Source organism: Microbispora sp. CA-135349 (assembly GCF_050947365.1).
Taxonomy (GTDB): Bacteria; Actinomycetota; Actinomycetes; order Streptosporangiales; family Streptosporangiaceae; genus Microbispora.
The window spans coordinates 654403-680657 of sequence record NZ_CP192001.1 but is presented as its reverse complement, the minus strand read 5'-3'; the positions used below and the strand labels follow the sequence as shown (position 1 = coordinate 680657).

The following is a 26255-nucleotide window of genomic DNA, read 5'->3' as shown; positions in this document are numbered from 1 at the left end:
CCGCACTGCGCCTGTCGGTTCGCCCGCTTCGCCCGCTCACGCCGCCGCCCTCTTCTCGATCAGGCGCAGGAACGCCTCCTCCAGATCGGTGGTGCGCGTGTGAGCGCGCAGGCCACCGGGGGTGTCGTCGGCGAGGATCTCCCCCTGCCGCAGCACGATGAGCCGCTCGCACCGCGCGGCCTCGTCCATGACGTGGCTGGAGACCAGGAGCGTGGCGCCGCCCTCGGCCAGGCGCCGGAAGAGCGCCCACAGCTCCTGCCGCAGCACGGGGTCGAGTCCGACCGTCGGCTCGTCCAGCACGAGCAGTTCCGGACGGCCGAGCAGGGCCACGGCGAGCCCGGCGCGGCCCAGTTGTCCGCCCGAGAGCGTGGACCCGAGCTTGTGGGCGGCGCCGGCGAGCCCCACCTCCGTCAGCACCCGCTCGGGGTCGTCCTTGGGCGCGCCGAGCACCGCCGCGAAGTAACGCAGGTTCTCCAGCACGGTCAGGTCGCGATAGACGGCCGGGCTCTGGGTGGAGTAGCCGATCCTGCGCCGCAGGCCCGCGCTCCCGGCCGGCTCGCCGAGTACGCGCACCTCGCCGCCGGCCACCGTCTGGACGCCGACGATCGCGCGCATCAGCGTCGTCTTGCCGCAGCCGCTCGGCCCGAGCAGGCCGGTGACCTGCCCCCGCGGCACTTCGAAGGAGAGGCCGTGCAGGACCTCGGTCCCGCCTCTCGACACCCGCAGATCCCGTACGGCGATCGCGGGACCCGATAAATTCATCATGTGTTGAAATTAGCCCGGCGACTCCGGCGCGTCAACGCACGAGCGCGTGACCGGCGCCGGCGCGCACAGCCGGTCGCATCGGGACCGCGGCCCCGGGCGCCGGTCACGGCCGCACTGGTTCCTCCTCGGAGCGCGTGTTCCCTCCCCGGAGCGGGTGTTCCCTGCTCCGAGCGCACCGGCGGGGCACCCCTGCGCGCCGGGAGCGCCGAGGGAGCGTTCCGAGGGCGCGTTGGACGGTCACAGCGGGTGAACCCGGAGGCCTTTACAACCGTGTAAGGGACATGAGAAAGCTCTGGCTCGTGGCCCTGCTGTTCCTGGCCGTCGCCTGCGGGGGAACCTCCTCCACCTCGGCCTCACCCGAGCAGCCGGAGGGCTCCCCCTCCGGCGCCGGGGCCGATCACCCCTCCCGCCCGCCGGTCCAGGCTCCGGGCGCGGCCACCGGCGCACCGGCGGCCCCGTCGGGCGCGCCGAGCGGCACTCCGTCTCCCGTGACCCCGGCCGGGCCCACTCTGCATCCCCGGAAGGTGCCGTGGGAGAGCGCCACTCCCGCGGCCGACGGCCGGTCACTCGACGTCGTGTGGTGGTCCGGAGTGGAGCCCTGCACCGTGCTCGACCGCGTCGAGGTGACCGAGAGCGCGCGCGAGGTCACCGTCACCCTGTACGAGGGACAGGACAGGCGATCGCCCGACGCCGTGTGCATCGCGATCGCGATCCTGAAGACCACGAAGGTGCACCTCAAGGCCCCGCTCGACGCACGGAAGATCGTGGACGGCGCCAAATAGGCCGGGCGGACGGGCGGCGTGCGGGCCGCCCGCCGCGAGGCAGGCAGGACGGTTCGCACGGATTCGCGGATGAAGGGAACAAACCCGCGCGCCTCAGGGTTGAGCCCCATAGACTCAAGCTGTTTGACAGAACCCCCACCGGGGCTTCAGTATTTGAGTCTGACCGACTCAACTTTGACTACAAGGACGTACTCATGGCACGTGCGGTAGGTATCGACCTGGGGACGACCAACTCCGTCGTCTCGATCCTCGAGGGCGGCGAGCCCACGGTCATCGCGAACGCTCAGGGCTCGCGGACCACGCCGTCCGTGGTCGCGTTCGCGAAGAACGGGGAGGTTCTCGTCGGCGAGGTCGCCAAGCGGCAGGCGGTGACCAACGTCGACAGGACCATCCGCTCGGTCAAGCGCCACATGGGCACGGACTGGTCGATCGAGATCGACGGCAAGAAGTTCACGCCCCAGCAGATCAGCGCCTTCGTCCTGCAGAAGCTCAAGCAGGACGCGGAGGCGTACCTGGGCGAGAAGATCGCCGACGCGGTGATCACCGTCCCGGCGTACTTCAACGACGCCCAGCGGCAGGCCACCAAGGAGGCCGGTCAGATCGCGGGCCTCAACGTGCTGCGCATCATCAACGAGCCCACCTCCGCGGCCCTGGCCTACGGCCTCGACAAGGAGAAGGACCAGACCATCCTGGTCTTCGACCTCGGCGGCGGCACCTTCGACGTGTCCCTGCTCGACGTCGGCCAGGAGGACGGGCACGGGTTCGTCGAGGTCAAGGCCACCAGCGGTGACAACCACCTCGGCGGCGACGACTGGGACCAGCGCGTCGTCGACGAGCTGGTGACCCGCTTCAAGAACGCGCACGGCGTGGACCTGTCCAAGGACAAGATGGCCCTCCAGCGCCTGCGCGAGGCGGCCGAGAAGGCCAAGATCGAGCTGTCGGCCCAGACCGAGACCACGATCAACCTGCCCTACATCACCGCCTCCTCCGAGGGCCCGCTGCACCTGGAGGAGAAGCTGACCCGGGCGGAGTTCCAGCGGATCACCGCCGACCTGCTCGAGCGCTGCAAGGGCCCCTTCCACCAGGTCATCAAGGACGCCGGGATCAAGGTCTCCGACATCGCCCACGTGGTCATGGTCGGCGGCTCCACCCGTATGCCGGCCGTGTCCGACCTGGTCAAGGAGCTGACCGGCGGCAAGGAGCCCAACAAGGGCGTGAACCCGGACGAGGTCGTGGCCATCGGCGCCGCGCTCCAGGCCGGTGTCCTGAAGGGCGAGGTCAAGGACGTCCTGCTGCTCGACGTCACCCCGCTCAGCCTGGGCATCGAGACCAAGGGCGGGATCTTCACCAAGATCATCGAGCGCAACACGACGATCCCGACCAAGCGCTCGGAGGTCTTCACCACGGCCGAGGACAACCAGCCGTCGGTGCAGATCCAGGTCTACCAGGGCGAGCGCGAGATCGCGGCGTACAACAAGAAGCTGGCCACCTTCGAGCTGACCGGCATCGCCCCGGCCCCGCGCGGCATCCCGCAGATCGAGGTCACCTTCGACATCGACGCCAACGGCATCGTGAACGTGTCGGCGAAGGACCTCGGCACGGGCAAGGAGCAGTCGATGACCATCACCGGCGGCTCGGCCCTGGGCAAGGACGACATCGAGCGCATGATGCGCGAGGCGGAGTCCTACGCCGAGGACGACAAGCGGCGCCGCGAGGAGGCCGAGGTCCGCAACAACGCGGACGCGCTGGCCTACCAGACGGAGAAGTTCCTCCGCGAGAACGACGAGAAGGTCCCGGCCGACGTGAAGACCGAGGTCAACGACTCGCTCGCCGAGCTGAAGAAGGCGCTGGAGGGCACCGACGTCCCCACCATCCGCACCGCCGCCGAGAAGCTCGCCACGGTCAGCCAGAAGATGGGCTCGGCCATCTACGCCCAGTCCCAGGCCGGCGCCGAGGGCGCCGCGGCCGGCGCGGGCGCCGAGGGTGCCGAGGGCGCGCAGGCGAAGGCCGACGAGGACGTGGTCGAGGCCGAGATCGTCGACGACGAGCGGGAGGGCGGCCGCAAGTGAGCCCGCGTGAGAACGGCTTCGAGGAGGAGCCGGTGATCCGCGACAACCGCAAGATCGACCCGGAGACCGGCAAGGCCCGTGAGTCCGACGGGGGCGCGCCCGAGGCCGCCCCCGGGGACCAGGGGGTGGAGACCGCGCCTGCCGAGGGGTCCGCGACGGGCCTGCTCGCCGAGCGCACCGCCGACCTTCAGCGGCTCCAGGCGGAGTTCAGCAACTACCGCAAGCGGGTCGAGCGCGACCGGATCGCCGTCAGGGAGCAGGCCGTCGCGAGCGTGCTCACCGAGCTGCTGCCGGTGCTCGACGACATCGGCCGCGCCCGCGACCACGGCGAGCTGACCGGTGGCTTCGCGAAGGTGAGCGAGTCGCTGGAGGCGGCCGTCGGCAAGCTGGGCCTGACCGTGTACGGCGCGAAGGGCGACCCCTTCGACCCGACCGTGCACGAGGCCCTGCTGCACAGCTACTCGGCCGAGGTGTCCGAGCCCACGTGCGTCGAGATCCTGCAGCCGGGCTACCGGATCAACGACCGGATCCTGCGCGCCGCCCGGGTGGCCGTGGCCGAGCCGAGCGAGGAGGCGGCGCCGGAGCAGACGGCGGCCGGCTCCGGTGAGTCCGGCGCGGACGGTTCGTCCGACGGGCCGGACGAGAACTGAAACCGCGAAGGTCTCTCCCGATCGGCGAAGATCGGGAGAGACACCGATTCACTCCCCCTTTCGTGCGAAGGAAGCGATAGATGAGCACCAAGGACTACTTGGAAAAGGACTACTACGCCGTCCTTGGTGTGCCCAAGACCGCGAGCGCCGAAGAGATCAAGAAGGCGTACCGCAAGCTCGCCCGGCAGTACCACCCCGACGCCAACCCGGGGAACAAGGAGACCGAGGAGAAGTTCAAAGAGGTCTCCGAGGCGTACGACGTGCTGTCCGACGCCAAGCGGCGCAAGGAGTACGACGAGGCTCGCACCCTGTTCGGGTCGGGCGTGGGCGGCTTCGCGGGGGCGGGCGGTCCACGCGGTGCCGGCGGCGGCTTCAACTTCGACTTGGGCGACCTGTTCGGCGGCTCTGGATCGGGCGAGCGGATCGGGGACCTGTTCGGGGGGCTGTTCAACCGGGGCGGCGCGGGCACGCGCACGACGACCGCCCGGCCCCGGCGCGGCCAGGACGTCGAGTCGGAGGTGACGCTCACCTTCGGCGAGGCGGTCGACGGCACGACCGTGTCACTCCGGCTCACCAGTTCGGCCGCCTGCACCGCCTGCGGCGGCACGGGGGCGAAGGCGGGCACCACGCCGCGGGTCTGCCCGACCTGCGAGGGAACCGGGGCGGCCAGCCGCAACCTCGGCAACTTCGCCTTCTCCGAGCCGTGCCGTGACTGCCGCGGCCGGGGCCTGGTGGTCGACGACCCCTGCCCCGTCTGCGACGGCAGCGGGCGCGGCAAGAGCACCCGTACGATCCAGGCCCGCATCCCGGCCGGAGTCGGCGACGGCCAGCGCATCAGGATCAAGGGCAAGGGCGCGCCCGGTGAGAACGGCGGCCCGGCCGGCGACCTCTACGTGCTGGTCCACGTCAAGCCGCACCCCGTGTTCGGGCGCAGCGGGGAGAACCTGACCGTCACGGTCCCCGTCACCTTCCCCGAGGCCGCGCTCGGCGCCGAGATCAAGGTGCCGATTCTCCGGGGGATGCCGGTGACCCTGCGCATCCCGGAGGGGACGCCCAACGGGCGGACGTTCCGGGTGCGGGGCCGGGGGGCCTCCCGCAAGGACGGCACGAAGGGCGATCTGCTGGTCACCGTCCAGGTCACGGTGCCCCAGAACCTCGACGACAAGGCCCGCGCGGCCCTCGAGGAGTTCAGGAACGCCACCGAGGGCCCGGACCTTCGCGAAGAACTGATCAAGCAGGCCAGAAGCGAGTGAGCCGATGGATGCCAGGTTTTTCGACCTTTCCGACGACACCCCCGTCTATGTGATCTCCGTAGCCGCCCAGCTGTCCGGGCTGCACCCGCAGACGCTCCGCCAGTACGACCGGCTCGGCCTCGTCAGCCCCGGCCGTACGGCCGGGCGGGGGCGGCTCTACTCCACCAGGGACATCGTGCTGCTGCGCGAGGTCCAGCGGCTCTCCCAGGAGCACGGCATCAATCTCGCCGGCATCAAGCGCATCCTCGAGCTCGAAACCGAGAACATGCGCATGCGCGAGGAGGTCACACGGCTCAGGGGTGAGGTCACCATGTTGCGGGCACTGGTCCGCTACGAACTGCCACCTGCCTGACCGGCGAATCGAGGCATTCACATATGGACTACAAGTTCACCCAGAAAAGCCAGGAGGCCCTGTCCGCGGCCGTCCGGCGCGCCGCGGCGGACGGCAACCCCGAGGTCGCGCCCGCGCACCTGCTGACGACCCTGCTGGCGCAGAACGGCGGCATCGCCGGGTCGCTGCTGCAGGCCGTCGGGGCGGACCCCCGGCATGTGCGCGCCCAGGCCGAGGAGCTGCTGGACCGCCTGCCCAAGGCGCAGGGCTCCACCGTGAGCGCCCCGTCCAGCTCACGCCAGCTGCTGACCGTGCTCAACACCGCCGCGCAGCGGGCCAAGCAGCTCGAGGACGAGTACGTCTCGACCGAGCACCTGCTCGTCGGGCTCGCCACCGACGGCGGGCAGGTCGCCGACCTGCTGAAGGCCGCGGGCGCCACCCCCGACGCGCTCCTGGAGGCGTTCGAGAAGGTCCGCGGGCACGCCAGGGTGACCAGCGAGACGCCGGAGGACACCTACCAGGCGCTGGAGAAGTACGGCGTCGATCTCACCGAGCGGGCGCGGTCGGGCAAACTCGACCCGGTCATCGGCCGCGACAGCGAGATCCGCCGGGTCGTCCAGGTGCTGTCGCGCCGCACCAAGAACAACCCCGTGCTGATCGGTGAGCCCGGCGTCGGCAAGACCGCCGTGGTCGAGGGCCTCGCCCAGCGGATCGTCGCCGGCGACGTGCCCGAGAGCCTGCGCAACAAGCGTCTCGTCGCGCTGGACCTCGGCGCGATGGTCGCGGGCGCCAAATACCGCGGCGAGTTCGAGGAACGCCTCAAGGCCGTGCTCACCGAGATCAAGGAGAGCAACGGCCAGATCGTGACGTTCATCGACGAGCTGCACACGATGGTCGGCGCGGGCGCCGCCGAGGGCGCGATGGACGCGGGCAACATGCTCAAGCCCATGCTGGCCCGCGGTGAGCTGCGCATGATCGGCGCGACCACGCTCGACGAGTACCGCGAGCGCATCGAGAAGGACCCCGCCCTGGAGCGGCGGTTCCAGCAGGTCTACGTCGGCGAGCCCACCGTCGAGGACACCATCGCGATCCTGCGTGGGCTCAAGGGCCGCTACGAGGCCCACCACCAGGTGCAGATCTCCGACAGCGCCCTGGTCGCCGCCGCGACGCTCTCCGACCGGTACATCACGTCGCGTTTCCTCCCCGACAAGGCGATCGACCTGGTCGACGAGTCGATGTCGCGGCTGCGCATGGAGATCGACTCGCGGCCGGTGGAGATCGACCAGCTCCAGCGGAGCGTGGACCGCCTGAAGATGGAGGAGCTCGCGCTCGCCAAGGAGACCGACGAGGCCAGCCGCCAGCGTCTGGAGAAGCTCCGCGAGGAGCTGGCCAACCGCCAGGAGGACCTCAACGCGCTGGTCGGCCGGTGGGAGCGGGAGAAGGCCGGCCTCAACAAGGTCGGCGAGCTGAAAAAGCAGCTCGACGAGGCGCGCGGCGCCGCCGAGCGGGCCCAGCGCGACGGCGACTTCGAGGCCGCGTCCCGGCTCATGTACGGCGACGTCCCCCGCCTGGAGAAGGAGCTCGCCGAGGCCACCAAGGCCGCCGAGACGGCGGAAACCGAGGAGCCGATGGTGAAGGAGGAGGTCGGCCCCGACGACATCGCCGAAGTCATCTCCTCGTGGACCGGCATCCCCGCCGGGCGGCTGCTGGAGGGTGAGACCGCCAAGCTGCTGCGGATGGAGGACGAGCTGGGCGCGCGCCTGATCGGCCAGCGCGAGGCCGTCCAGGCCGTCTCCGACGCCGTACGACGTGCCCGGGCCGGCATCTCCGACCCGGATCGGCCGACCGGCTCGTTCCTGTTCCTCGGCCCGACCGGCGTGGGCAAGACCGAGCTGGCCAAGGCTCTCGCCGAGTTCCTGTTCGACGACGAGCGGGCCATGACCCGCATCGACATGAGCGAGTACGGCGAGAAGCACAGCGTGGCCCGTCTGGTCGGCGCACCGCCCGGATACGTCGGCTACGAGGAGGGCGGCCAACTCACCGAGGCCGTGCGGCGCAGGCCGTACACCGTGGTGCTGCTCGACGAGATCGAGAAGGCCCATCCCGAGGTCTTCGACATCCTGCTGCAGGTGCTCGACGACGGCCGGCTCACCGACGGGCAGGGTCGCACCGTCGATTTCCGCAACACGATCCTGATCCTCACCTCGAACATCGGCTCGCAGTTCCTCGTGGATCCCACGATGGAGGGCGAGGCCAAGCGCGAGGCCGTGCTGAACGCGGTGCGGGCCTCGTTCAAGCCCGAGTTCCTCAACCGGCTCGACGACATCATCGTGTTCGACGCGCTGGGCACCGAGGAGCTGTCGCAGATCGTGGACCTGCAGGTCGCCCGTCTCGCGCGGCGCCTGGCCGACCGGCGGCTGACGCTGACCGTCACGCCCGCCGCCCGCGACTGGCTCGCGCTGACCGGCTACGACCCGTTGTACGGCGCGCGCCCGCTGCGCCGGCTGATCCAGTCGGCCATCGGCGACAAGCTCGCCAGGGAGCTGCTGTCGGGGGCCATCCGGGACGGCGACGAGGTAATCGTCGACTTTGACGAGGCAGGAGACACGTTGAAGATCAAGGCCGCTCGGTAAGGTCTTCCCCACCATTGAGGCAAGCGCGCCCCGCCCTTTCTGCTCGCTGCTACGTTCGGCGTTCGTCGGACTACCGTACGCGATCAGGGGGACGTGGATGTCCAGGACATCACGAAGTATTCGAGGGCGGTGCGTCGCGCTTGCGGCGGTCACTGCCGGCGTGAGCTGGCTGACCGGGGGCCCGGCGATGGCGAAGGCCGGCGCGCTCGCCGACGCCTGCCGGACCCAAAGCCGCGACGTCACGAGTCATGACGTCACGAGCCATGACGTGACAGGCCGCGACCTCCCGGGAGGGCTGTCCACCCTCGCTCCGGCGGCGGGTGTGCTGAGCATCGCCGACACGGCCGGGGCGGCCGCCGGTCAGGGGCACAACTCGCTTCCCACCGGCTTCGTCACGGCCACGCGGACCACGCGGACCGTCCCGGGGCCCGCGGCGCTGCCGGCCGTGCCAGGCCCCCGTACGCTGCCGGGCCCGGTAGCCGGCGCAGTAGCCGGCGCGGCGCCCGGCGGGGCCAAGGCCCTTCCCGTTGTGCCCGGCGGCGCGGCGGCGCTGCCCGCCGACGCCAAGACCCTCTCCGCACCCGCGCAGGCGGTCTCCGCCCCGGTGCGCAACGCCGTGTCCGGCACCACGGCGATTCCCGCGCCACGCCGCGCACCCGCCGCTCCCGCCACGGATGCCAAGACACTGTTCCCGAGCAGGAGCACCGTGCCGCTCCTGGCCGTCGCACCGGCCAGGCCCGGCGCCACCGGCACCTGCCCGCAGGAGGCGCTGCGGACCGCTCCGGCCGCCAAGGAGCGGGAGCACCCCGTCACGCAGGAGCGTCCGAAGAAGAGCCACCGGCGCACGAAGCCGGGAGGCGAGCCGGTGGACGCCGCCTCCCGGGGCGACTCGCCCCAGGGCCGGGCGTCATCACAGAACCCCGTCTCGCAGAACCCCGCGTCACAGAACTCCGCGTCGCAGAACCGCGTGTCGCACCAGCCGGAGACGAACAAGCCGGAGACGCACAAGCGGGGAGCGCAGAAGCCGGAGGCACAGAACCAGGGACCACAGGGCGTCACCGCACCTCTGGGCACCTCCACCAACAGCAGTTCGCAGAGCGGCGCCTCGGGCCAGAAGCAGAGCACGCAGACCTTCCCGGCCCGGGACCACCGCCACCGCAAGGCGCAGCACCCCCACAAGCAGCCGGGAAACCCGGCCCCGGCGCAGGCGGCCAACCAGGCCGCCAACCAGGCGGGCCAGACCGGCCAGGCCGGTCGGCCCTCGACCGGCACGCGGAACGCCTCTCTGCCGCAGGGCGAGCGCAAGGAGGCCAAAGACAAGCGTCAGCGGCACGACGGCGAGCGTGGGAGGGAAACCTCGGCGGCCGTGCGGCCCGACACGGCGGACGGCCGGCATGTGCCGCGTCTGCAGCCGCGGGAGCACCCCAAGGCGGCCGCGCGCCGGCAGAACGACGACATCACCGCCCCGGCCGCCCTCACCAAGGCGACGGGCACGCGCGCGGTGACCGACTTCGCCGCCGCCACCGGCAAGAAGCTCCTGCCGTAACCCGCTTCGCCGTGCGCCACGGACGAGCGCGGGACGGCGGCCTCGCGGCCCACGGGCCGCAGACGACGGCCAGGCCGCACGAGGAACACAGCGGCCGGGCCGCAGGAGGAACGCAGCGGCCGGGCGGGAGACGGGAGCACCCGCAGGGAAGGCGCACACCGACCGGCCGCACTCCCCGGCCGGGTGAGCGGTCTCCGCCCCGCCTCCACCCACAGCGACCCGCCACAATCCCGCCGCGGCCCGGCCTCGACCACCCGAGACACCGAAGACGGCAGAACCTGAGACAGCACAACCGGAAGACAGCGAGAGCACGACAGCAAGAACCGCGACAGCGGGATCAAGGGGCCGTGACCCACGGCCCCTTTTCGCATGACGGTCACCGATCACGCGGCGCGCAGCGTGCCTGAGGCACGGTGGACAGGCCCCAGGCGGAGCCGGGACGCCGGGAGGACTCAGCGGGAGACGTCGAGGAGGGCGTCGAGGTCGTCCTCCGGCAGGCCGAGATCGACCCGGATGCGATAGCGGGTGCGGAGCAGGGAGTCGCGGATGCCCGAAACCGTCGCGCCGCAGGCACGGATGCCCTCGGTGGCCCACTCGTGCGCCGCTTCGAGGTCGCCGTACGCCACGAGTGTCTCGGCGACGGTCAGCGCGGTGGCCGGATTCCAGTCACCCGCCCCGATCACGGCGATCACGGCCCTGGCCTCCTCGGGCCGGTCGAGCTCGAACAGCGTGTCGGCGATGCCGGCACGCGGGTCCACCTGCACCTCCCCGCCGTCCTCCACGGCGCTCTGGTAGCGGTCGAGAGCGGTCGCGGGCTGACCAGCCTGGCGCCACTCCTCGGCGGCGAGCACGAGGATCGCCGCCCTCGACATCTCTCCCGACTCGTACCCCTGGGCCAGCACGTCGAGGCGGCGGGCGAGGGCACCGTGGTCATCGAGCAGCAGAGCCTGTTCGAGCAGTCGGTCCACCTGCTCATTTGTCACATGTGCCACAGAGCCGAGGCTACCGATCTCGGCGTGCTTTCGCAGGACAACATCAGGCATTGTCAAAGCAACAATTAGTACACGTTTGGCTACTATGCGCTTTTCTCGGCAGATAGTCGGGCATATCGCACCACGCCTGTGCCAACCAAAGCTCGGCGAGGAGCGTTACAGCATGTCCAAGCGGGTGATACTGACTCTCGCCTCCACAACGGTGCTCGCCGCCGTGGTCCCGGGTTTCGCCGGATTCGTCACCGCCCAGTACGAGGCGCTCGACCGAGCCCATGCCGAACTGGCCCGGCTGCAGGCCAAACTGCAGATGCTGGAGCTGAGCGTCGAACCCGCAGCGGCGGTGGGGTGCCACGCCGAGAGGGCCGAGAAGGGACAGCCCAACCTGGCAGGCGAGGACGACACGCGGGAGCTGACGATACCGCCACGCACTCACACCAGGTCGTGGCAGAACACCTCATACGTCCGGGGCGCCGCTCCGGGGCTGTGGCCCTCGATCGGCGTCCCCCGCGCCGTAAGCGGCCCCCAGGCACCGATCGAGCCGGCGGGTGAGCCGGGCCGCCCTCACGAGTGAGCCACCGCATCACAGAGCCTCCGCACTACGGCCCCGGCGGCCGTCGACTCGCCGGCCGCGAGGCCGATCACCGTGCGGGAAGACGGCCCCACGACAGGCGCCCGTCACTCACACCGTCGCTCACACCGTCATTCGCCTCGTGAGACGGCGGAGGCGAGTTGGCGGGACAGATATCCGCGGACGAGCTGTTTGGCTTCGGCCACTATCCCGGGGTCGCCGCCCGGGTCGTGCCGGAAAGCGAGCTTCAGCACCGCGTCCCCGGCCTCGACGGCGACGAGAATGGCACGGTCCAAATCTTCGCTGTCCGCCAGTCCGAATTCGGCGAGGAGTAGCGCGCGGAGCCGTCCGGCGATCACGGTGTTGTTGTCGGACACGGAGTCGAGCAGGTCGAGGTCGAAGACCTCGCCGAAGTGCAGCGAGCGGAACCCGGGCACGCTGCGGTGCATCTCGACGTACTCGTCGATGATGACGTCGACGGCGTCCCACCAGCCGGCGTAGTCCTCGACCATGAAGCGACGGCCGACCCGCGCGACGAACAACTCGACGTTGCGCCGCGTCAGCGCTTGGCTGAGCGCCCTCTTGTCCGGGAAGAACTGGTAGACCGAGCCGATCGCCACCCCGGCCCGCTCGGCCACCCTGGTGGTCGTCAGCGCGTCGTACCCACCCTCGTCGAGCAACTCGGCGCAGGCGTCGAGCATCCGTTCCACTCTGCGGGCGCTGCGACGTTGCGAAGGGCGCCGCCGCAGCGGCTCACCGGGATGCGACGCGCGCGGCGACATCCCTTCACCATCCCCATGGTCCCGGCGCTCGTCGGCGATGGCGGGACCGCCTGCTTCCCTCACGTACCGGCTGGACACTCACCTATCTTGCCTGTTTCACGCGCCGTGGTCAGCGGTTGTCAGCCAGTCGTCCGATTTGCGGCGAGATATCGGTCGTACTCGCCGTCAGGAGTCGGCGGGTGCGGCCGACAGGCCGGTGCAGCCGCGCAGCGCGCGGTACGCGCCGAGTGCCTGCTGCTTGGCGCCGCCCGTCGCGGGAATCGGCACGCCGCCGTTGATCCTGGCGGGGGTCCACTGGTCCTTGAGCACCTTCCTGCCGTTGATGGTCAGGGTGAGCACGCCGGTCGCCCCGGTGTCCGGGCCCCAGTTGTAGAAGGCGAAGTTGCCCAGGCCGTACTGCACGTACGCCTGACCGGAGTAACCGCCGCCGAGCAGGATGTGCGCGTGGCTGCCCACGACCACGTCGGCCCCCGCGGCCACCAGCTTGCCTGCCAGGCTCCGCTGCACCGGCGTCGGGCACTTGACCAGCTCGGTGCCCCAGTGCAGGAACACGATGACGGTGTCGGAGTTCTTGCGGGCCTGCCGTACGGCGCGGATGAGGCGCGGCTCGTTCTTCGCCGAGGCGAGCCCCGCCTTGTCGCCGGAGGCGGTCCACGCCTGGATGAACTGCTCGTCGAGCACCTGGGTTGCGCCGATGATCGACACCCGGTTGCCGTTGACCGTCCTGCGGTAGGGCCGGTACGCCTCGGTCTCGTTCGCGCCGATGCCGATGACGGGGAACTTCGACGACTTGATCGCGGCGAGGGTGTCCCGCAGGCCGCTCTCCATGTAGTCCATGCCGTGGTTGTTGGCCATCGTGACGACGTCGACCCCGGCGGCCTTGAGCGCGGCGAACGCCGTGGCCGGGGCACGGAAGGTGAACTGCTTGCCCGGCGCGGGCGTGCCTCCGGTGGTGATGGCCGTCTCGAGGTTGAGCGCGGTGAGGTTGGATTTGCGCAGCACGGCGGCGATCGGGCCGAGGGCGGTACGCGGATTCGCGTCCAGCCGACTCCGCAGCACGCCCTCGAAGTGCACGTCACCCGCGAAGGAGATCGTGAAAGGCCGCCGCTGCGGTTTGGCGGACGGCGTGGCGGTCTTGACCTCCGGTTGTTGCGAGGCGCCGGGGACGGGCTCGCTCTCCGCCGGGCTGCACCCCGCGACAAGGAGGGGAGCCACGAGGAGGCCGAACAGGGACAGGACGAGGGGGTGACGTCTCACGGCACCTGAGCATGCCATCTCCCGCCGTCATCCGGGGAGTCCGCGGGAGATCGTGGGGCAAGTAACTTGGAGAGTTCCTTTACTTGAATCATTCAAGTTTGCTGCTAACGTGGGGGTTGTGGACGACGCCGGCCTCCTTCGCCATGCCGGACTGCGGGTGACCGCGGCCCGGCTCGCGATCATGCAGGCCGTGGGCGAGGGCGACCACCTCGACGTGGAAGCCATCCATCGCGGTGTGTGCGAACGCGTTGGTCAGGTGTCCTTGCAAGCCGTCTACGACTCGCTGAACGCGTTGCAGCGCGGCGGGCTTGTCCGCCGCATCGAGCCCGCGGGCAGCCCGACGCGGTACGAGACACGGGTGGGCGACAACCACCATCACCTCGTCTGCCGCCGCTGCGGAAAAGTCACGGACGTCGACTGCGCGGTGGGACACGCCCCCTGCCTGGAGCCGGCGTCGGACTCCGGCTACCTGGTGGACGAGGCGGACGTCATCTACTGGGGCCTGTGCCCCCCATGCCGGGCCGAGGCCGGCGGCGTCCCGTCCGACTCCGCCCGTGTCTGAGCCTCATGTCCCTGCTTTCCGTTGCTTTCCGCACGCATCCAATGAAGTGACCCCGGAGGACAGCCCCATGACCGACAGGCCCATCACCACCACCGACGCCGGGATCCCCGCCCCCAGCGACGAGTTCTCGCTGTCCGTCGGCCCCAACGGGCCGCTGCTGCTGCAGGACCACTACCTGATCCAGAAGATGGCCCACTTCAACCGGGAGCGGGTCCCCGAGCGCGTGGTGCACGCCAAGGGCGGCGGCGCGTACGGCGTGCTGCAGATCACCGAGGACGTCAGCCAGTACACCAAGGCCGGGCTCTTCCAGAAGGGCAAAGAGACCGAGCTCTTCCTGCGGTTCTCCACCGTGGCCGGCGAGCTGGGCAGCGCCGACACCGCGCGCGACCCCCGCGGCTTCGCGATCAAGTTCTACACGGAGGACGGCAACTACGACATCGTCGGCAACAACACGCCGATCTTCTTCATCCGCGACCCGCAGAAGTTCTCCGACTTCATCCACACGCAGAAGCGCCGCGCCGACAACCACCTGCACGACCACAACCTGCAGTGGGACTTCTGGACGCTGTCGCCCGAGTCGGCCCACCAGGTGTCGTTCCTCATGACCGACCGCGGCACGCCGCGCACCTGGCGGCACATGCACGGCTTCGGGTCGCACACCTTCCTCTGGTACAACGCGGCGGGCGAGAAGTTCTGGGTCAAGTACCACTTCAAGACCGAGCAGGGCATCGAGAACTTCACCGACGCCGAGGCCAGGGCGATGACCGCGGAGGACCCGGACTTCCACATCCGCGACCTGTCCGCCGCCATCGGGAACGGCGATCACCCGGCGTGGAAGGTCAACGTCCAGATCATGCCGTTCGAGGAGGCGGCGGACTACCGGTTCAACCCGTTCGACCTCACCAAGGTCTGGCCGCACTCCGACTACCCGGAGATCACGATCGGCCGGTTCGTGCTGGACCGCAACCCGGAGAACTACTTCGCCGAGGTCGAGCAGGCCGCTTTCGAGCCCGCCAACCTGGTGCCGGGCATCGGCGCGTCCCCGGACAAGATGCTCCAGGGCAGGCTGTTCTCCTACCCGGACACCCACCGCTACCGCATCGGCGCCAACTACCTGCAGCTCCCGGTGAACCGGCCCAAGTCGCCCGTCCACAGCTACAACAAGGACGGCGCCATGGCGTTCACCAACCCGGGCGACCCGTTGTACGCGCCGAACTCCTTCGGCGGCCCGGCCGCCGACCCCTCGCTCTACGAGGGCGAGAACTACCAGGTCGCCGGTGAGATCATCCGGAGCGCCTACGTGCGGCACCGCGAGGACGACGACTTCGTCCAGCCGCGCGCGCTGTGGGAGAACGTGCTCTCCGACGTCGACCGCGACCACATGGTGAGCAACATCGTCGGACACGCCTCGGCTCCCGAGGTCACCGGCGGCATGAAGAGGCGCGTGGTCGAATACTGGACCAACGTCCACAAGGACCTCGGCCAGCGCGTCGCCCAGGGGCTCGGCGTCGTCTGACCCCCTTCCCCTCACGTACGGCTCGCGCCCGATTCCGGGCGCGGGCCGTACGCGCGTCCCGCGAGCTCTCTGCCGACGCCCTTCGCGGGCGGTTCCCCCGGCGGGGCTCGTTGAGGGTCCGTATGGCTAAAGGTCGAACTCGCCGTCCTTCACGCCGCCGATGAACGCGTCCCATTCAGCGGGGGTGAAGATGAGCGCGGGGCCGTCCTGGTTCTTGCTGTCGCGAACGCCTACGTGACCGTCCGGCAGGACGGCCACTTCCACACACGCGCAGTTGTTGGCGCTCCGGCTGCTCTTCCACCAGGCGGCACCGGACAGATCGATCGAGTTCATGGACAATTAATCTCTCCCCCCGGAAATCAATCGCGTGTGGTTTCCGGGGCGGTCTAGAGCTGGCTATCGCCAGTGACGGACAGTTTTCTCCAAGAACCGGCGAGAGTCGTCCACGTCGAGGGCTTTGGTTTCCAGATAGTCGAACGCCACCTCGTACCGGTAGACGATCGCCTCGTCCTCGACCAGACGCCCGCCCAGGAGGGCTTCCAAGTACACGATGTCGTGGAACTCGGGCAGCTTGAGGTGGCAGAACGCCCCGGTGTTGATCGGGTGGTCCGCGTCGAGCGGAAGGATCCGCAACTCGACGTTCGGCAGCTCTGACACCTCGACCAGCCGCCTGAGCTGTTCCCGCATCACCTCGTGATCGCCGAACCTGCGCAGCAGGACCGACTCCTCCAGGACGGTCGAGATGGCCAGCGGGCTCTCCGCCCCGAGAACCGCCTCCTGGCGGGCCATCCGGACGTCGATCCGGCTGCGGACGCCGCCCGGCGCCACAAGGGTGCTCCGCTGTCCGCTCTCCATCATGACTCGGACGTACGCCTCGGTCTGGAACAGACCCGGCACCACCTGGGGTTCCCAGTTGCGTGCCACCGTGGCCTCGGCCTCCAGGCCAAGGAACGTCGTGTATTCCTTGGGCAGGGAGTCGCGGTAATCCTCCCACCAGCCCTTCCGGGTCGCGTCCCGGTGCAGGGCGAGCAGCTCTTGGCGCTGGCGGGAATCTACCATGTAGATCATGAGCAGCGCCTCGACGTCGGCGGTTCTCGGCGAGGTGCGCGCCGTCTCGATCCGGCTGATCTTCGCCGCCGACCAGCCCAGCCGGGCGGCGACCTGGTCGCCCGTCAGATCGGCGCGCTCGCGTAACCGGCGCAGCTCCTGCCCCAGCCGCCGCCGGCGGACGGTGGGACTGCCGTGCTGGGGCATCCCGGCCGACCTCCTTCATCCGGTGAATCCGGTGATTCCGGGTGGACGCACGGATGGTGGGCGCGCCCTGGCGGATCGGGCGCGCGGGGATCGGCGCCCTGTCCGAAGATTACCGCGCCCGCTCGTGCAACTTGCACGGTAATTTGCAGCGCATCCGCACAAGATTGTTGCGGATTTCTTTTCGCCAAGTATTGCAGGGCATTCCCCGGTGAGTCACGATCGATACGGGAAGGGTCTTCCGGAGTGTGGGGGCGCCGGCGACGCCGGCGAAATATTCCGAAACCCGCTTCCCCATCCGGGGCACGCGCCCGGCCAGGGAGTGTCTGAGAAATGCTGCCCGTCGCGAGCGTGAAACCAGGTAGTTGCATCGCGAGTCGGAGGAGGAGCCGATAACAGCGTTATCGGCGACGACAACGTAGCGAGGCGCCGCCTGGGCCACGCGTAGCAGGGCTTGAGGGTTGTCAGGCACGCCCCAGGGGCGCCGGCCGCTTCGGATGCGCGTGACAACGGGAGGCATCCGGGCCAGCGGGATTTCGACACTCGGCCGGCGCCGCCGGCGCTCGCACTTCACGAGCAGCGACCACCTATCGGGCCGTTACCTGAATGGGACGCGCCCCCGTACGACGAATTCAGGACTGACGAGATCTCCACTTGGCACCCACCGGAAAGGAGTCTCCCCATGAACCCCCCCGGTGCCGCCTGGTTATTGATGATCAGAAGCCGGATGACGATGGCCGATCTGGCGTTGTGCGCCGACCAGGACAGATGGGCCCGCGAACTGAGATGGACCGTCAGCCGCACCGGCTTCGGCGCCCGCCACTACCGCGACCCCCGCTTCGACCTCGTACGCGAACTCGAGGAGGTCGGCCGCCTCTTCACCGTCTGACGCCGAATTCTCCGACGTCAGGTTCACCGTTCGACACCCTCTTCCGCGAGAACCTCGCAGGTTCGCCATAGGCCCCGGCGTTTCATGGACCTGATGGCACCCGGCCGAGGATCCCCTACGAGCTGATCGTGACCGGTTAGGCTTGCGCGGGTGACGACCGCGCTCATTCACGAACGGCTGCAGTCCCAGCTCGCCTTCCACACGGAGATCGACAAGCTCAAGCGTGTCATCCGCCGGAACTCGCTGATCGACGGCTCACGCCGGGAGAACGACGCCGAGCACTCCTGGCATCTGGCCATGATGGCGATGACGCTGGCCGAGCACGCGCCTCCGGGAACCGACATGTCCAGGGTGGTCGCGATGCTGCTCGTCCACGACATCGTGGAGATCGACGCCGGCGACACCTTCATCTACGACTCGGTCGCGGTCGAGGGGCAGGCCGACCTCGAACGCGCCGCGGCCGACCGGATCTTCGGGCTGCTTCCCGAGGACCAGGGGACGCGACTGCGGGCCCTGTGGGACGAGTTCGAGGAGCGGCGCACGCCGGAGGCGAGGTTCGCCAGGGCACTCGACCGGCTCGCGCCGATCATCGCCAACCATCACAACGACGGCGGCACGTGGTCGCTGTTCAAGGTGACGGCCCGCCAGGTCATGGAGAAGGTGCGGCTCATCGAGGAGGGGTCTCCCACGCTCGGGCAGTACGCCGCGGGGCTCGTCGCCGCCTCGGTCGCCCGGGGTCATCTGGCGCCCTGACGGAAAGGGGGGGCCCTCTCCGGCCCGAAACTCGCATATACCGTCTCATGCCTGTCCATGTTCACAGCCGTGACGCGGGGGTACGTGATCCCGTGTTAGGGGGCGAAACATGGAAGAGACGACCAGGCCGCGACGTGCGGGCCGGACGGCACGGAGGGTCCCTTCGGCAGAGCTCCTCGACGGGCTCGAGCGGGCCACCTCGCTCGACCGGCCGATCGCCGTCCTCTCGAAGAAGGTCCGCCGCCGCCTCGGCCCCGGCAAGCTCCGGGACGTCCTGCACGGCGTGCCCATCGGGCATCCGCTGCATCCGGCGCTCGCCGTGACCACCTTCGGCTGCTGGCTGTCGGCGAGCGTGGTGGACATGACCAGAACGGGCTCACGCGCGGCCCGGACGCTGATCGTGGCGGGCCTCGGCAGCGCCCTTCCCACGGTGGCGGCCGGGCTCACCGACTGGTCCACCCTCCATCGGGAGCAGCAACGCGTGGGGTTCGTGCACGCCATGACCAACACCGCCGCGGCGCTCTGCTACACGGGCTCTCTTTTCTTACGGCTGACGGGACGCGAACGCGCCGGGCGCACACTGGGGTACGTGGGACTCGCGGCGGCCTCCGCCGGTGCGCACCTCGGCAGCCACATGTCCTACCGCCAGGCGGCCGGGGCCAATCACGCGGAGTCGGTCGGCCACCTCATGCCGCTCGGCTGGCACGATCTGTGCGCGCTCAAGGACCTGCCGAACGGACGGCCGGTCCGGCGGCGGCTCGGCTACATCGACCTGTTCGTCCTGCGCCTCGGCGACGACGTGAACGTGCTCGCCGACAGCTGCGCCCATCTCGCCGGTCCCCTTCACCAGGGCCGGGTCGCCATGGAGGACGGCGAGGCCTGCATCGTCTGCCCGTGGCACGGCAGCGCCTTCCGCATCTCCGACGGCCGGGTCATGCACGGCCCCGCCACGTCGCGCCAGCCGGCCTTCCAGACCCGGCTGCGGCAGGACGGCGTCGTACAGGTCCGTCCCGCGGAGTGACCGCACGGTGAGCACATCGAAGACCGCATCGGAGTCCGCATCGAAGACCGCGTCGAAGGCCGTGTCGAAGACCGCGCGGTGACCCTCCGGAAGCGGCGGGCCCATGCCCGGACCCGGATCAGCCGGTGTCCGGGCCGCGGTCGTCCGCGGGATGTTCGACCAGCGCCAGGACGCGATTGGACATGAACCTCGCGGTGCGGACGGGAGTGCCCGCCCGCGTGACCTCGGTGACCTCGACCACTCCCCGGCCCGTCGTGATCTCGATTCGGCGGCCCGCCCTGGTCGCGACCACCTCGTAGGTGCGCGGGGTTCCCCCCGCATCGATGACGATCTCCACCCGGTCGCCCTTCACAAGGGCAGACATACCCTTTCAGGACAACAACTTCACTATCGCCACGATACCGACGACAACAATGAATCCCCGTAGCAAGGGCGCGGGCAGCCGGCGTCCCACCCGGGCGCCGAGGAAGCCGCCGACGGCCGAACCGAGCGCGACCATCAGCACGGCGGCCCAGTCCACCGGCGCGATGAACGAGAACAGCACCGCCGCCGTGGCGTTGACCAGCAGCGACAGCAGGTTCTTGGCCGCGTTCACCCGTTGCAGGTCCTCGTCGAGGAAGCTGCCGAGCAGGCCGATCAGGACGATGCCCTGGGCGGCCCCGAAGTAGCCGCCGTACATGCCGGCGCCGAGGACGCCGAGCCAGAGCCATGGTCCGCCGTGCGGGTGCGGCCTTCGCCGTACGGCCAGCCACTCGTTGATCCGCGGCTGGAACACCACGAGGAGGCAGGCGACGGCGATGAGCACCGGGACGATGACCTTGAACGCCTCCGCGGGCAGCCACAGCAGGAGCAGGCCGCCGGCGAACGAGCCGATCACCGACGCGACCCCGAGCCGGATCAGCCGGTCACGCTGGCCCTTGAGCTCGGTGCGGTAGCCGAGCACCCCGGTCACGCCTCCGGGAACGAGCCCGATGTTGTTGGACACGTTCGCGACGATCGGCGGAAAACCGACGGCCAGCATCGTCGGGAACGTGATGAGCGAACCCGATCCCACGACGGCGTTGATGGCCCCGGCCCCGACACCGGCCGCGAAGACCGCGGCCGCCTCCCACGGCGTCACTGGCATCTCTCCCTGTTTACCTGCCTCGCTTCGCTCGGCTGCTCGGGGCGCTTTGAGGCCGTTGGTCGTGCCGGAGGCGCGCGATGAGCACAGCCCTCGTCGCGCTTGGTCGCTTCGCTCCCGCGCGCTCCTCAGTCCAGAACACGGCGCGCCCCTCGCTGTACGGCTATCCGCCAAGGGTAGGCGCCGGACTCCGCGTGGCGATCAGAGGGGACGGGCGTACCAGCGGCCCTCCTGACCGCGGTCGAGGTGCAGCGGCACGCCGAAGGTCGTGGACAGGTTCTGCGGGGTCATCACCGCGTCGATCGGCCCCTGGTCGACGACCGAGCCGTGCCGCAGCAGCAGCACGTGGGTGAATCCGGCCGGGATCTCCTCGACGTGGTGGGTCACCAGGACCATCGTGGGCGACTTCGGGTCCCGGGCCAGCGCGCCGAGGCGGCGTACCAGATCCTCGCGGCCCGCCACGTCGAGGCCCGCCGCCGGCTCGTCGAGCAGCAGCAGCTCCGGGTCCGGCATGAGCGCCCGGGCGATCTGCACCCGCTTGCGCTCGCCCTCCGACAGCGTCCCGAAACGCCGCCGGATCAGATGGGCGCAGCCGAGCTGGTCGATGAGCTCGACGGCGCGGGTGACGTCATGGGAGTCGTACTCCTCCGTCCACCGGCCCAGGATCGCGTACGACGCGGTGAGCACGAGGTCGATGACCTTCTCGTCCGGCGGGATGCGCTCCGACAGGGCCGCGCTGGCCAGGCCGATCCGGGGTCGCAGGTCGAACACGTCCGCCTGGCCGAGCCGCTCGCCGAGGATCTCCACCGAGCCCTCGGACGGGAACAGCAGCGATGCGGCCACCTGGAGCAGCGTCGTCTTTCCCGCGCCGTTGGGCCCGATCACCACCCAGCGCTCGTCCTCGCGGACGCTCCAGTCGATGCCGCGCAACAGAGCGGCGCCGTCCCTGCGGACGGCCACGTCCTGAAGCTGAAGCACCTGACCGCCCATGTGGTCCCCCTCCCGTGGTCACTGAGATAAAACTATTGCAGTCCGACCACATATCGTGGATCGGGTGCACATCGATTCACCGATCTCCGCCACGCTGGTCGCCTGGGGCAATGCCTGGCTCGGGGGACACGTGAGTCTGGAAGGCGCCCTCGACCGCGTCGAGCGCGAGGCCGGGCCACAGGTGGTGGCGGCCGAGGGCGTCGAAACCCCGTTGCTGGCCTTCCTCGTGGACCGGCGGATCGAGGGGCTCCGCGCGTTCCGGCTGGCCCTGCCCGTCCCCGGCGACCCGCTCGGGCTCACCGGCCCGCCCGCCTTCAACGGCGCCGCCGTCGACGCGGGCCAGGCCGCCGTGGCCGTGCTGCCCGGCCGCTGCCTCGGCCTCGTCCCCTCCGCCGACCGGAGGGGCTCGTCGTACTCGGGGATCCGCTGGGCCGTGGCCGAGGCGTCGGCCGTGCCGCCGGACGTGCCGTCCCTGGCCGAGGCCGAGCAGGCGCTGCGGACCACGATGATGGCCGCCACAGAGGCGCTCCTGGGCGTCGACGGCCCGGCGCAGGGTTTCCCCGCGCCGGACGCGCTCGACCGCGCCGGCGAGGCCCTCGCGCCCGGTTATCCCGGCAGGGCGCACCGGGTCGGCGCCCTCGCCTCCCGGCTGTCGGTCGCGCTCCGCCTCGCCGACGAGCGGGGGCTCACCTCGGGGCAGCTCGGCGCCCGGGGGCAGGCCCTGCGCGACCTCGACCGCGCCGTACGCCGGGCCAGGGTGGCCGCGCACAACGCGATCGTCGAATCCCAGGTCTGATCCCGGTCTGATCCCGGGTCTGACGCGCGTCCGCACCGGGCTCACCGCTTGGCGATCGCCTCGCGTACGGCGGGCACGACCTCCTGGGCCCAGCGGGCCAGGAGGGTGGGGTCGGGGGCGCCGTGGTCGGCGGAGAAGAGCGTGAAACCCGTCGCGCCGTGCTCCAGCACGGCTCCGGTCAGCTCCTCGACCCACTGATCCGCGGAACCGCCGATCCAGCGGCCGTCGGAGTCACGGGTGGCGGGCAGCGGCCGGTCGGTGATGCGCCCGGGGAAGTTGAAGACCGTGCGGATCTCGCTCGGATCGCGGCCCACGGACGCCGCCGCCTCGTCGATGACCGGCCGCGAGGCCCGGTAGCGTTCGCTGAGCCAGTCGGCCGCGTGGCCGGGGATCCAGCCGTCGGCCACCCGGCCGGTGGCGGCCAGGGATTTGCGGCCGACCGATCCGGTCCACACGGGCGGTGCGGGCACGGGGGCCGGCTCGATCTTGTTCACCCGGTAGTGCTTGCCCTGGTAGGTGACCGGTGAGCCGCCGCCCGACAGCATCTTCACCAGGACGATCGCCTCCTCGAAGGCGTCCACGGCGTCGCCGGGCGAAAGGAGCGGCACCCCCATGTCGGCGATGCGGTCCCACAGTCCGCCCGCGCCCATGCCGAGCACGACGCGGCCGCCCGACAGCGCCGACAACGACGTCACCGTACGCGCCAGCATGGGCGCGGGCCGGGTCGGCAGGTTGGTGACGTTGGCGAAACCGGCGATGCGCTGCGTACGCCCGAGAACGAAGCCGAGCGCGGCGTAGGCGTCCAGACGCCCGCCGAAGTAGGGATGGTCCGACAACGTGAAGATGTCGAGCCCGTCCCGGTCGGCCTGCTGGGCCATGCGCAACAGCTCGGGAATGTCGTCGTGGCCGGAATGCGCGCCGAAACCGAAGACGACGTCAGGTGCCGACATTGTTCCGCCTTTCTGTACCGGTGTGGAGTCCATGTCAGGCGCCGAACTGCTCGGTGAACCGGCCGGTTAACAGGTCGGCCCCCTTGTACGCCGAGACGGTCTCGGCCGGGACGACGACCGGTCCGTCGGGTGTCGGCAACTGGCCGACACCGCCACGCGGGCCGAGCGGGAGCAGGATCATGGGGTGGGGCAGCGGCTGATAGGTGGCCTCCGGCCGTTCGCCGCGTAGCTGAGCGATGATGTTGCGGGCCACCACCTCGGCGTGCTGCATCGCGTACCCGGCCATCTTGGCCTCGGGGACGTCGGTGATGTCGCCGACGGCGTAGACGTGCTCGTATCCGTGGACGTTGAGGGTTTCGGTGACGGGCACCTGCCCCCGTGGGGTGCGCGTCGTCAGCCGGCCGTCGGCGAGGTAGTCGCTGTTGACGCGTACGCAGTGGGCACGGAACCAGATGTCGGCGCCGATCTCCTCCCCGCCCGTGGTGGTGACGGTGAAGGCGGCCACCCGGCCTGCTTCCGTCGCCGGAGGCGCGGTCAGGGCGGTGCCCAGCCGCAGGTGCGCCCGCCCAGTCGGGCCGGGTCAGCGCACGCAGGGAGCCGGCCGTGTTGACGAACGCGTCCCGGGGGTCGACGAGGACGACGTCGGCCTCGGCGTCCAGCGCCTTGGCGACCGCGGAACCACCGTAACCCCCGCCGACGATCACGACTGTACGACTCATCATTCACGCTCCAACGCAGAGAAGGTTGCAGTTCGTGCTACGAACCATATTAGTTCGTAGCACGAACTGCAACCTTCGGCGAGCGTTCGACGACCCACCGCCGCTCGATCACCCGCGAATCCGATCTGCGCGGGGGCCTTGCGGACGATGTGCAGCACGGTCCGCAGCACGCGCGGGCCCGGATGGAATTCGTTCTCCCGACCGGGCCACCGGCATCACGCTGCCGCGCGTTCCAGAACCTGCCTCGGCGCGATCAAAAGAGTCCCCAACCGCTGTGTTACGACAACACGCGGGCCCGTGAGGTTCTCAAGGCGTTGCGAAATCTGCCCCGCGATAGCTGTGAACTGCGACTGCTTACGCGACCTGCCCGTTCACTTCCAGGGTGACACCCGGCTTCTCGGCCCAGAAGGCGAGCCGTCCTCTGATCCGCTCAACCTGCGCGTATGGTTCCGGGTAGGACCAGACGACGTCTTCAACCGGAGCCTCGCCGGTGTCAACCGACCAGTACACCGCATCTCCCTTGTACGGGCAGTGCGACGTCGTCGTCGTCGACCGCAGCAGATCCATCTTCACATCCTCCCGCGGCAGGTAGTACCGCGGTGGGCAGTTAGTCTCGGCGAGTACAAGCGCCCGTGAGGAGGTCGCGACGACCGTGTCATTGACTCGCACCACGATGTGGTCCGACACGTGTGTGAGCTCGATGCGATGTTCTTGTGTATTCATGTGAATCCCGTCAAACATCTCCGGCGGTGGCCGATGTTCACCGGCCGCGCGTCCACTGATCGTATTCCACCGTAACACAAATGTGTGCGCCACGCGGCGAATAATGCCACGCGTATTAGCCGAGCGATTCCAAGCTGAATGGATAGCCGATTCATATTCGCAGGCACCGGAAGCCACCTGAGTGGCCGGCCCGATGAAGTGTCCGATACGGCCGATGTCAGTTATGTGATCGTCACGCTCGCCCAGGGTTGGCCTCAGGTACGGCAGATTTCACGACGTCGCGCCGGCTCCCCGGAAAATGTCGTCTTCACGCGGCAGCAGCCAGTCGTACTGTTGGGCGACCAGGCGGGCGCATTCGACGAAGGCTCTGACCTGAGGCGTGTTCTCGACGGCAGGTGAGATCATCATGGCCCAGCTGAACACCGGAACAGGCTCGACGAGCGGGCGGAACACCAGGTCGGCCGGCGGTTCGTTCCAGCGCGTCGTCGGTGTGACGCAGAGCCTCTCGCGCAGCACGTCCGCCGCGCCATGCGAGCCGTAAGTGACGCCCGGCCACCTGCGCACTCGGATGCCCGCCTGCCGGCAGAACTGCGCGACGAACTCGACCCACTCGACGGCCACCTCTTCGGTGGGCAGCAACAACTCGAAGTCGGCCAGCCGCGCCACCGGCACGACCTCCAGATCCGCGAGCGGGTGGTCGGCGGCCATGCCCAGCATGATCGTCTCCCGCCGGATCACCTCGGCCGGAATCTCGATCGGACAGTGAGTGGCCAGCCCGAGCAGGACGTCGAGACGGCCCTCCTGCAGGGCGACCAGGCCGCGGGTGACGCCCTCCTCGATTTGCAACACCGGGATCTGCGGGTGCAGGCGCCGGAAGTGGCGCAGCAGAACTGCCCCGGTCTGCAGGCCGCTGGAGGAGATGTCGACCCGCAGAGAGCGCTGATGCCCGCCGTTGCCGGCCCGCTGGGCTGTCTTGAGTGCGTCCTCGGCCGCGGCGATCGACTGCCGCGCGGGGCCGAGCATCGCCTCACCCGCGGAGGTCAGCCGCACGCTGCGGGTGGTGCGCTCGAATAGCTTGACGCCGAGCTGGTGTTCGAGCTGCTGGATGATGCGGCTCAGCGCCTGCTGCGAGACATAAAGCCGCCGGGCGGCCCTGGAGAAGCTCAGGTCCTCCGCCACGGCGACGAAATACCGGAGATGCTTGAGTTCCGGTCCCATGTCAACTAGCAATTTTACCCACAAGGGATGATCGGTGCCACCGACCTTCCCGACGGCCACGGCCACGGCCGCAGTCGCGTCGGCCCGAAAGCCGGGGCAGGTCACGGGGAGCCGCC

General features: G+C 69.8%; 26 protein-coding genes and 1 pseudogene. 14 read left to right on the top strand and 13 right to left on the bottom strand.

Features of this window, described 5'->3' with window-relative positions; translation table 11 throughout:
- Positions 1-36 precede the first annotated feature (36 nt).
- Positions 37-765, bottom strand: a complete 729-nt coding sequence (locus ACQPZZ_RS03295; protein ID WP_432928809.1) for an ABC transporter ATP-binding protein — start codon at positions 763-765, stop codon at positions 37-39.
- 281 nt (positions 766-1046) lie between these two features.
- Between ACQPZZ_RS03295 and ACQPZZ_RS03290 the strand changes: the two genes are divergently transcribed.
- The 7 genes and pseudogenes from ACQPZZ_RS03290 to ACQPZZ_RS03260 all read left to right on the top strand — a co-directional run bounded on the left by ACQPZZ_RS03290 (position 1047) and on the right by ACQPZZ_RS03260 (position 10029).
- Positions 1047-1547, top strand: coding sequence for a hypothetical protein (locus ACQPZZ_RS03290; protein WP_432928806.1), 501 nt, complete (start codon positions 1047-1049; stop codon positions 1545-1547).
- 194 nt (positions 1548-1741) lie between these two features.
- Positions 1742-3616: a molecular chaperone DnaK gene (gene dnaK, locus ACQPZZ_RS03285; protein WP_432928804.1), complete on the top strand. Its 1875-nt coding sequence runs from the start codon at positions 1742-1744 to the stop codon at positions 3614-3616.
- A complete protein-coding gene (gene grpE, locus ACQPZZ_RS03280; protein ID WP_432928802.1) occupies positions 3613-4266 on the top strand; it encodes a nucleotide exchange factor GrpE in 654 nt (217 codons plus the stop codon). Before dnaK ends, grpE begins: the two co-directional genes overlap by 4 nt.
- 80 nt (positions 4267-4346) lie before the next feature.
- Positions 4347-5519: a molecular chaperone DnaJ gene (dnaJ, locus tag ACQPZZ_RS03275; protein ID WP_432928800.1), complete on the top strand. Its 1173-nt coding sequence runs from the start codon at positions 4347-4349 to the stop codon at positions 5517-5519.
- A gap of 4 nt (positions 5520-5523) precedes the next feature.
- Positions 5524-5835 (top strand): annotated as a pseudogene (locus ACQPZZ_RS03270) (heat shock protein transcriptional repressor HspR); the annotation flags it as partial.
- Between the two features lie 59 nt (positions 5836-5894).
- The gene (clpB, locus tag ACQPZZ_RS03265; protein ID WP_432928798.1) at positions 5895-8483 is read left to right on the top strand and encodes an ATP-dependent chaperone ClpB; all 2589 of its coding nucleotides are present in this window, start codon (positions 5895-5897) and stop codon (positions 8481-8483) included.
- 160 nt (positions 8484-8643) lie between these two features.
- Positions 8644-10029, top strand: coding sequence for a hypothetical protein (locus tag ACQPZZ_RS03260; RefSeq protein ID WP_432928796.1), 1386 nt, complete (start codon positions 8644-8646; stop codon positions 10027-10029).
- A gap of 452 nt (positions 10030-10481) precedes the next feature.
- On the opposite strand, the gene ACQPZZ_RS03255 is transcribed toward ACQPZZ_RS03260, so the two are convergent.
- Positions 10482-11021, bottom strand: coding sequence for a hypothetical protein (locus ACQPZZ_RS03255; protein ID WP_432928794.1), 540 nt, complete (start codon positions 11019-11021; stop codon positions 10482-10484).
- Positions 11022-11184: 163 nt separating this feature from the next.
- Between ACQPZZ_RS03255 and ACQPZZ_RS03250 the strand changes: the two genes are divergently transcribed.
- The gene (locus tag ACQPZZ_RS03250; RefSeq protein ID WP_432928792.1) at positions 11185-11592 is read left to right on the top strand and encodes a hypothetical protein; all 408 of its coding nucleotides are present in this window, start codon (positions 11185-11187) and stop codon (positions 11590-11592) included.
- 128 nt (positions 11593-11720) lie between these two features.
- Here the strand turns inward: ACQPZZ_RS03250 and ACQPZZ_RS03245 are convergent, their stop codons facing one another.
- Together ACQPZZ_RS03245 and ACQPZZ_RS03240 are read right to left on the bottom strand one after the other, a co-directional pair.
- The gene (locus tag ACQPZZ_RS03245; RefSeq protein WP_432928790.1) at positions 11721-12290 is read right to left on the bottom strand and encodes a TetR/AcrR family transcriptional regulator; all 570 of its coding nucleotides are present in this window, start codon (positions 12288-12290) and stop codon (positions 11721-11723) included.
- 246 nt (positions 12291-12536) lie between these two features.
- Positions 12537-13628 (bottom strand): CapA family protein, encoded by a 1092-nt coding sequence (locus ACQPZZ_RS03240; protein WP_432928788.1) that lies wholly within the window; start codon positions 13626-13628, stop codon positions 12537-12539.
- A 118-nt stretch (positions 13629-13746) separates the two neighbouring features.
- On the opposite strand from ACQPZZ_RS03240, the gene ACQPZZ_RS03235 reads away from it, so the two are divergent.
- Together ACQPZZ_RS03235 and ACQPZZ_RS03230 are read left to right on the top strand one after the other, a co-directional pair.
- Positions 13747-14190, top strand: coding sequence for a Fur family transcriptional regulator (locus ACQPZZ_RS03235; protein WP_432928786.1), 444 nt, complete (start codon positions 13747-13749; stop codon positions 14188-14190).
- A gap of 67 nt (positions 14191-14257) precedes the next feature.
- The gene (locus ACQPZZ_RS03230) at positions 14258-15706 is read left to right on the top strand and encodes a catalase (protein WP_432928784.1); all 1449 of its coding nucleotides are present in this window, start codon (positions 14258-14260) and stop codon (positions 15704-15706) included.
- A 126-nt stretch (positions 15707-15832) separates the two neighbouring features.
- On the opposite strand, the gene ACQPZZ_RS03225 is transcribed toward ACQPZZ_RS03230, so the two are convergent.
- Together ACQPZZ_RS03225 and ACQPZZ_RS03220 are read right to left on the bottom strand one after the other, a co-directional pair.
- Positions 15833-16039, bottom strand: a complete 207-nt coding sequence (locus tag ACQPZZ_RS03225; protein ID WP_363634810.1) for a DUF397 domain-containing protein — start codon at positions 16037-16039, stop codon at positions 15833-15835.
- A gap of 63 nt (positions 16040-16102) precedes the next feature.
- Entirely contained in the window at positions 16103-16960 is an 858-nt protein-coding gene (locus ACQPZZ_RS03220; protein ID WP_432928781.1) for a helix-turn-helix domain-containing protein, read from the bottom strand.
- Positions 16961-17639: 679 nt separating this feature from the next.
- Between ACQPZZ_RS03220 and ACQPZZ_RS03215 the strand changes: the two genes are divergently transcribed.
- The 3 genes from ACQPZZ_RS03215 to ACQPZZ_RS03205 all read left to right on the top strand — a co-directional run bounded on the left by ACQPZZ_RS03215 (position 17640) and on the right by ACQPZZ_RS03205 (position 19620).
- The gene (locus ACQPZZ_RS03215) at positions 17640-17846 is read left to right on the top strand and encodes a hypothetical protein (RefSeq protein WP_432928779.1); all 207 of its coding nucleotides are present in this window, start codon (positions 17640-17642) and stop codon (positions 17844-17846) included.
- 150 nt (positions 17847-17996) lie between these two features.
- Positions 17997-18599, top strand: coding sequence for an HD domain-containing protein (locus ACQPZZ_RS03210; protein WP_432928777.1), 603 nt, complete (start codon positions 17997-17999; stop codon positions 18597-18599).
- A 109-nt stretch (positions 18600-18708) separates the two neighbouring features.
- Positions 18709-19620 (top strand): Rieske 2Fe-2S domain-containing protein, encoded by a 912-nt coding sequence (locus ACQPZZ_RS03205; protein WP_432928775.1) that lies wholly within the window; start codon positions 18709-18711, stop codon positions 19618-19620.
- A gap of 118 nt (positions 19621-19738) precedes the next feature.
- Here ACQPZZ_RS03205 and ACQPZZ_RS03200 read toward each other — a convergent pair whose 3' ends face one another.
- The 3 genes from ACQPZZ_RS03200 to ACQPZZ_RS03190 form a co-directional block, all read right to left on the bottom strand.
- Positions 19739-19984 (bottom strand): hypothetical protein, encoded by a 246-nt coding sequence (locus ACQPZZ_RS03200; protein WP_205830246.1) that lies wholly within the window; start codon positions 19982-19984, stop codon positions 19739-19741.
- Positions 19985-19990: 6 nt separating this feature from the next.
- Positions 19991-20740 carry a sulfite exporter TauE/SafE family protein gene (locus tag ACQPZZ_RS03195; RefSeq protein WP_363636131.1) on the bottom strand — a complete coding sequence of 250 codons (750 nt, stop codon included), beginning with the start codon at positions 20738-20740 and terminating at the stop codon, positions 19991-19993.
- Between the two features lie 204 nt (positions 20741-20944).
- Positions 20945-21733, bottom strand: a complete 789-nt coding sequence (locus ACQPZZ_RS03190) for an ABC transporter ATP-binding protein (protein ID WP_363634824.1) — start codon at positions 21731-21733, stop codon at positions 20945-20947.
- Between the two features lie 64 nt (positions 21734-21797).
- On the opposite strand from ACQPZZ_RS03190, the gene ACQPZZ_RS03185 reads away from it, so the two are divergent.
- Positions 21798-22529 carry a hypothetical protein gene (locus ACQPZZ_RS03185; RefSeq protein ID WP_432928772.1) on the top strand — a complete coding sequence of 244 codons (732 nt, stop codon included), beginning with the start codon at positions 21798-21800 and terminating at the stop codon, positions 22527-22529.
- A gap of 41 nt (positions 22530-22570) precedes the next feature.
- Here the strand turns inward: ACQPZZ_RS03185 and ACQPZZ_RS03180 are convergent, their stop codons facing one another.
- The 4 genes from ACQPZZ_RS03180 to ACQPZZ_RS03165 all read right to left on the bottom strand — a co-directional run bounded on the left by ACQPZZ_RS03180 (position 22571) and on the right by ACQPZZ_RS03165 (position 26139).
- Complete coding sequence (locus tag ACQPZZ_RS03180; RefSeq protein WP_432928770.1) at positions 22571-23479, bottom strand: LLM class flavin-dependent oxidoreductase; 909 nt, start codon at positions 23477-23479, stop codon at positions 22571-22573.
- 34 nt (positions 23480-23513) lie between these two features.
- Positions 23514-23984 (bottom strand): hypothetical protein, encoded by a 471-nt coding sequence (locus tag ACQPZZ_RS03175; RefSeq protein ID WP_432928768.1) that lies wholly within the window; start codon positions 23982-23984, stop codon positions 23514-23516.
- A gap of 568 nt (positions 23985-24552) precedes the next feature.
- Positions 24553-25014 (bottom strand): DUF427 domain-containing protein, encoded by a 462-nt coding sequence (locus ACQPZZ_RS03170; protein ID WP_432928766.1) that lies wholly within the window; start codon positions 25012-25014, stop codon positions 24553-24555.
- 177 nt (positions 25015-25191) lie between these two features.
- Positions 25192-26139, bottom strand: a complete 948-nt coding sequence (locus tag ACQPZZ_RS03165; RefSeq protein WP_432928764.1) for a LysR family transcriptional regulator — start codon at positions 26137-26139, stop codon at positions 25192-25194.
- Positions 26140-26255 lie beyond the last annotated feature (116 nt).

Excerpts from the sequence above, each read along its gene's own strand:
- ACQPZZ_RS03250 (WP_432928792.1), top strand. The coding sequence starts at position 11,185 with ATGTCCAAGCGGGTGATACTGACTCTCGCCTCCACAACGGTGCTCGCC.
- ACQPZZ_RS03215 (WP_432928779.1), top strand. The coding sequence starts at position 17,640 with ATGAACCCCCCCGGTGCCGCCTGGTTATTGATGATCAGAAGCCGGATG.
- ACQPZZ_RS03180 (WP_432928770.1), bottom strand. The coding sequence starts at position 23,479 with ATGTCGGCACCTGACGTCGTCTTCGGTTTCGGCGCGCATTCCGGCCAC.
- ACQPZZ_RS03190 (WP_363634824.1), bottom strand. The coding sequence starts at position 21,733 with ATGGGCGGTCAGGTGCTTCAGCTTCAGGACGTGGCCGTCCGCAGGGAC.
- ACQPZZ_RS03245 (WP_432928790.1), bottom strand. The coding sequence starts at position 12,290 with ATGCTCGACGCCTGCGCCGAGTTGCTCGACGAGGGTGGGTACGACGCG.
- ACQPZZ_RS03230 (WP_432928784.1), top strand. The coding sequence starts at position 14,258 with ATGACCGACAGGCCCATCACCACCACCGACGCCGGGATCCCCGCCCCC.
- dnaJ (WP_432928800.1), top strand. The coding sequence starts at position 4,347 with ATGAGCACCAAGGACTACTTGGAAAAGGACTACTACGCCGTCCTTGGT.
- ACQPZZ_RS03220 (WP_432928781.1), bottom strand. The coding sequence starts at position 16,960 with ATGCCCCAGCACGGCAGTCCCACCGTCCGCCGGCGGCGGCTGGGGCAG.
- ACQPZZ_RS03165 (WP_432928764.1), bottom strand. The coding sequence starts at position 26,139 with ATGGGACCGGAACTCAAGCATCTCCGGTATTTCGTCGCCGTGGCGGAG.
- clpB (WP_432928798.1), top strand. The coding sequence starts at position 5,895 with ATGGACTACAAGTTCACCCAGAAAAGCCAGGAGGCCCTGTCCGCGGCC.
- ACQPZZ_RS03225 (WP_363634810.1), bottom strand. The coding sequence starts at position 16,039 with ATGAACTCGATCGATCTGTCCGGTGCCGCCTGGTGGAAGAGCAGCCGG.
- ACQPZZ_RS03205 (WP_432928775.1), top strand. The coding sequence starts at position 18,709 with ATGGAAGAGACGACCAGGCCGCGACGTGCGGGCCGGACGGCACGGAGG.
- ACQPZZ_RS03290 (WP_432928806.1), top strand. The coding sequence starts at position 1,047 with ATGAGAAAGCTCTGGCTCGTGGCCCTGCTGTTCCTGGCCGTCGCCTGC.
- ACQPZZ_RS03200 (WP_205830246.1), bottom strand. The coding sequence starts at position 19,984 with ATGTCTGCCCTTGTGAAGGGCGACCGGGTGGAGATCGTCATCGATGCG.
- dnaK (WP_432928804.1), top strand. The coding sequence starts at position 1,742 with ATGGCACGTGCGGTAGGTATCGACCTGGGGACGACCAACTCCGTCGTC.
- ACQPZZ_RS03295 (WP_432928809.1), bottom strand. The coding sequence starts at position 765 with ATGATGAATTTATCGGGTCCCGCGATCGCCGTACGGGATCTGCGGGTG.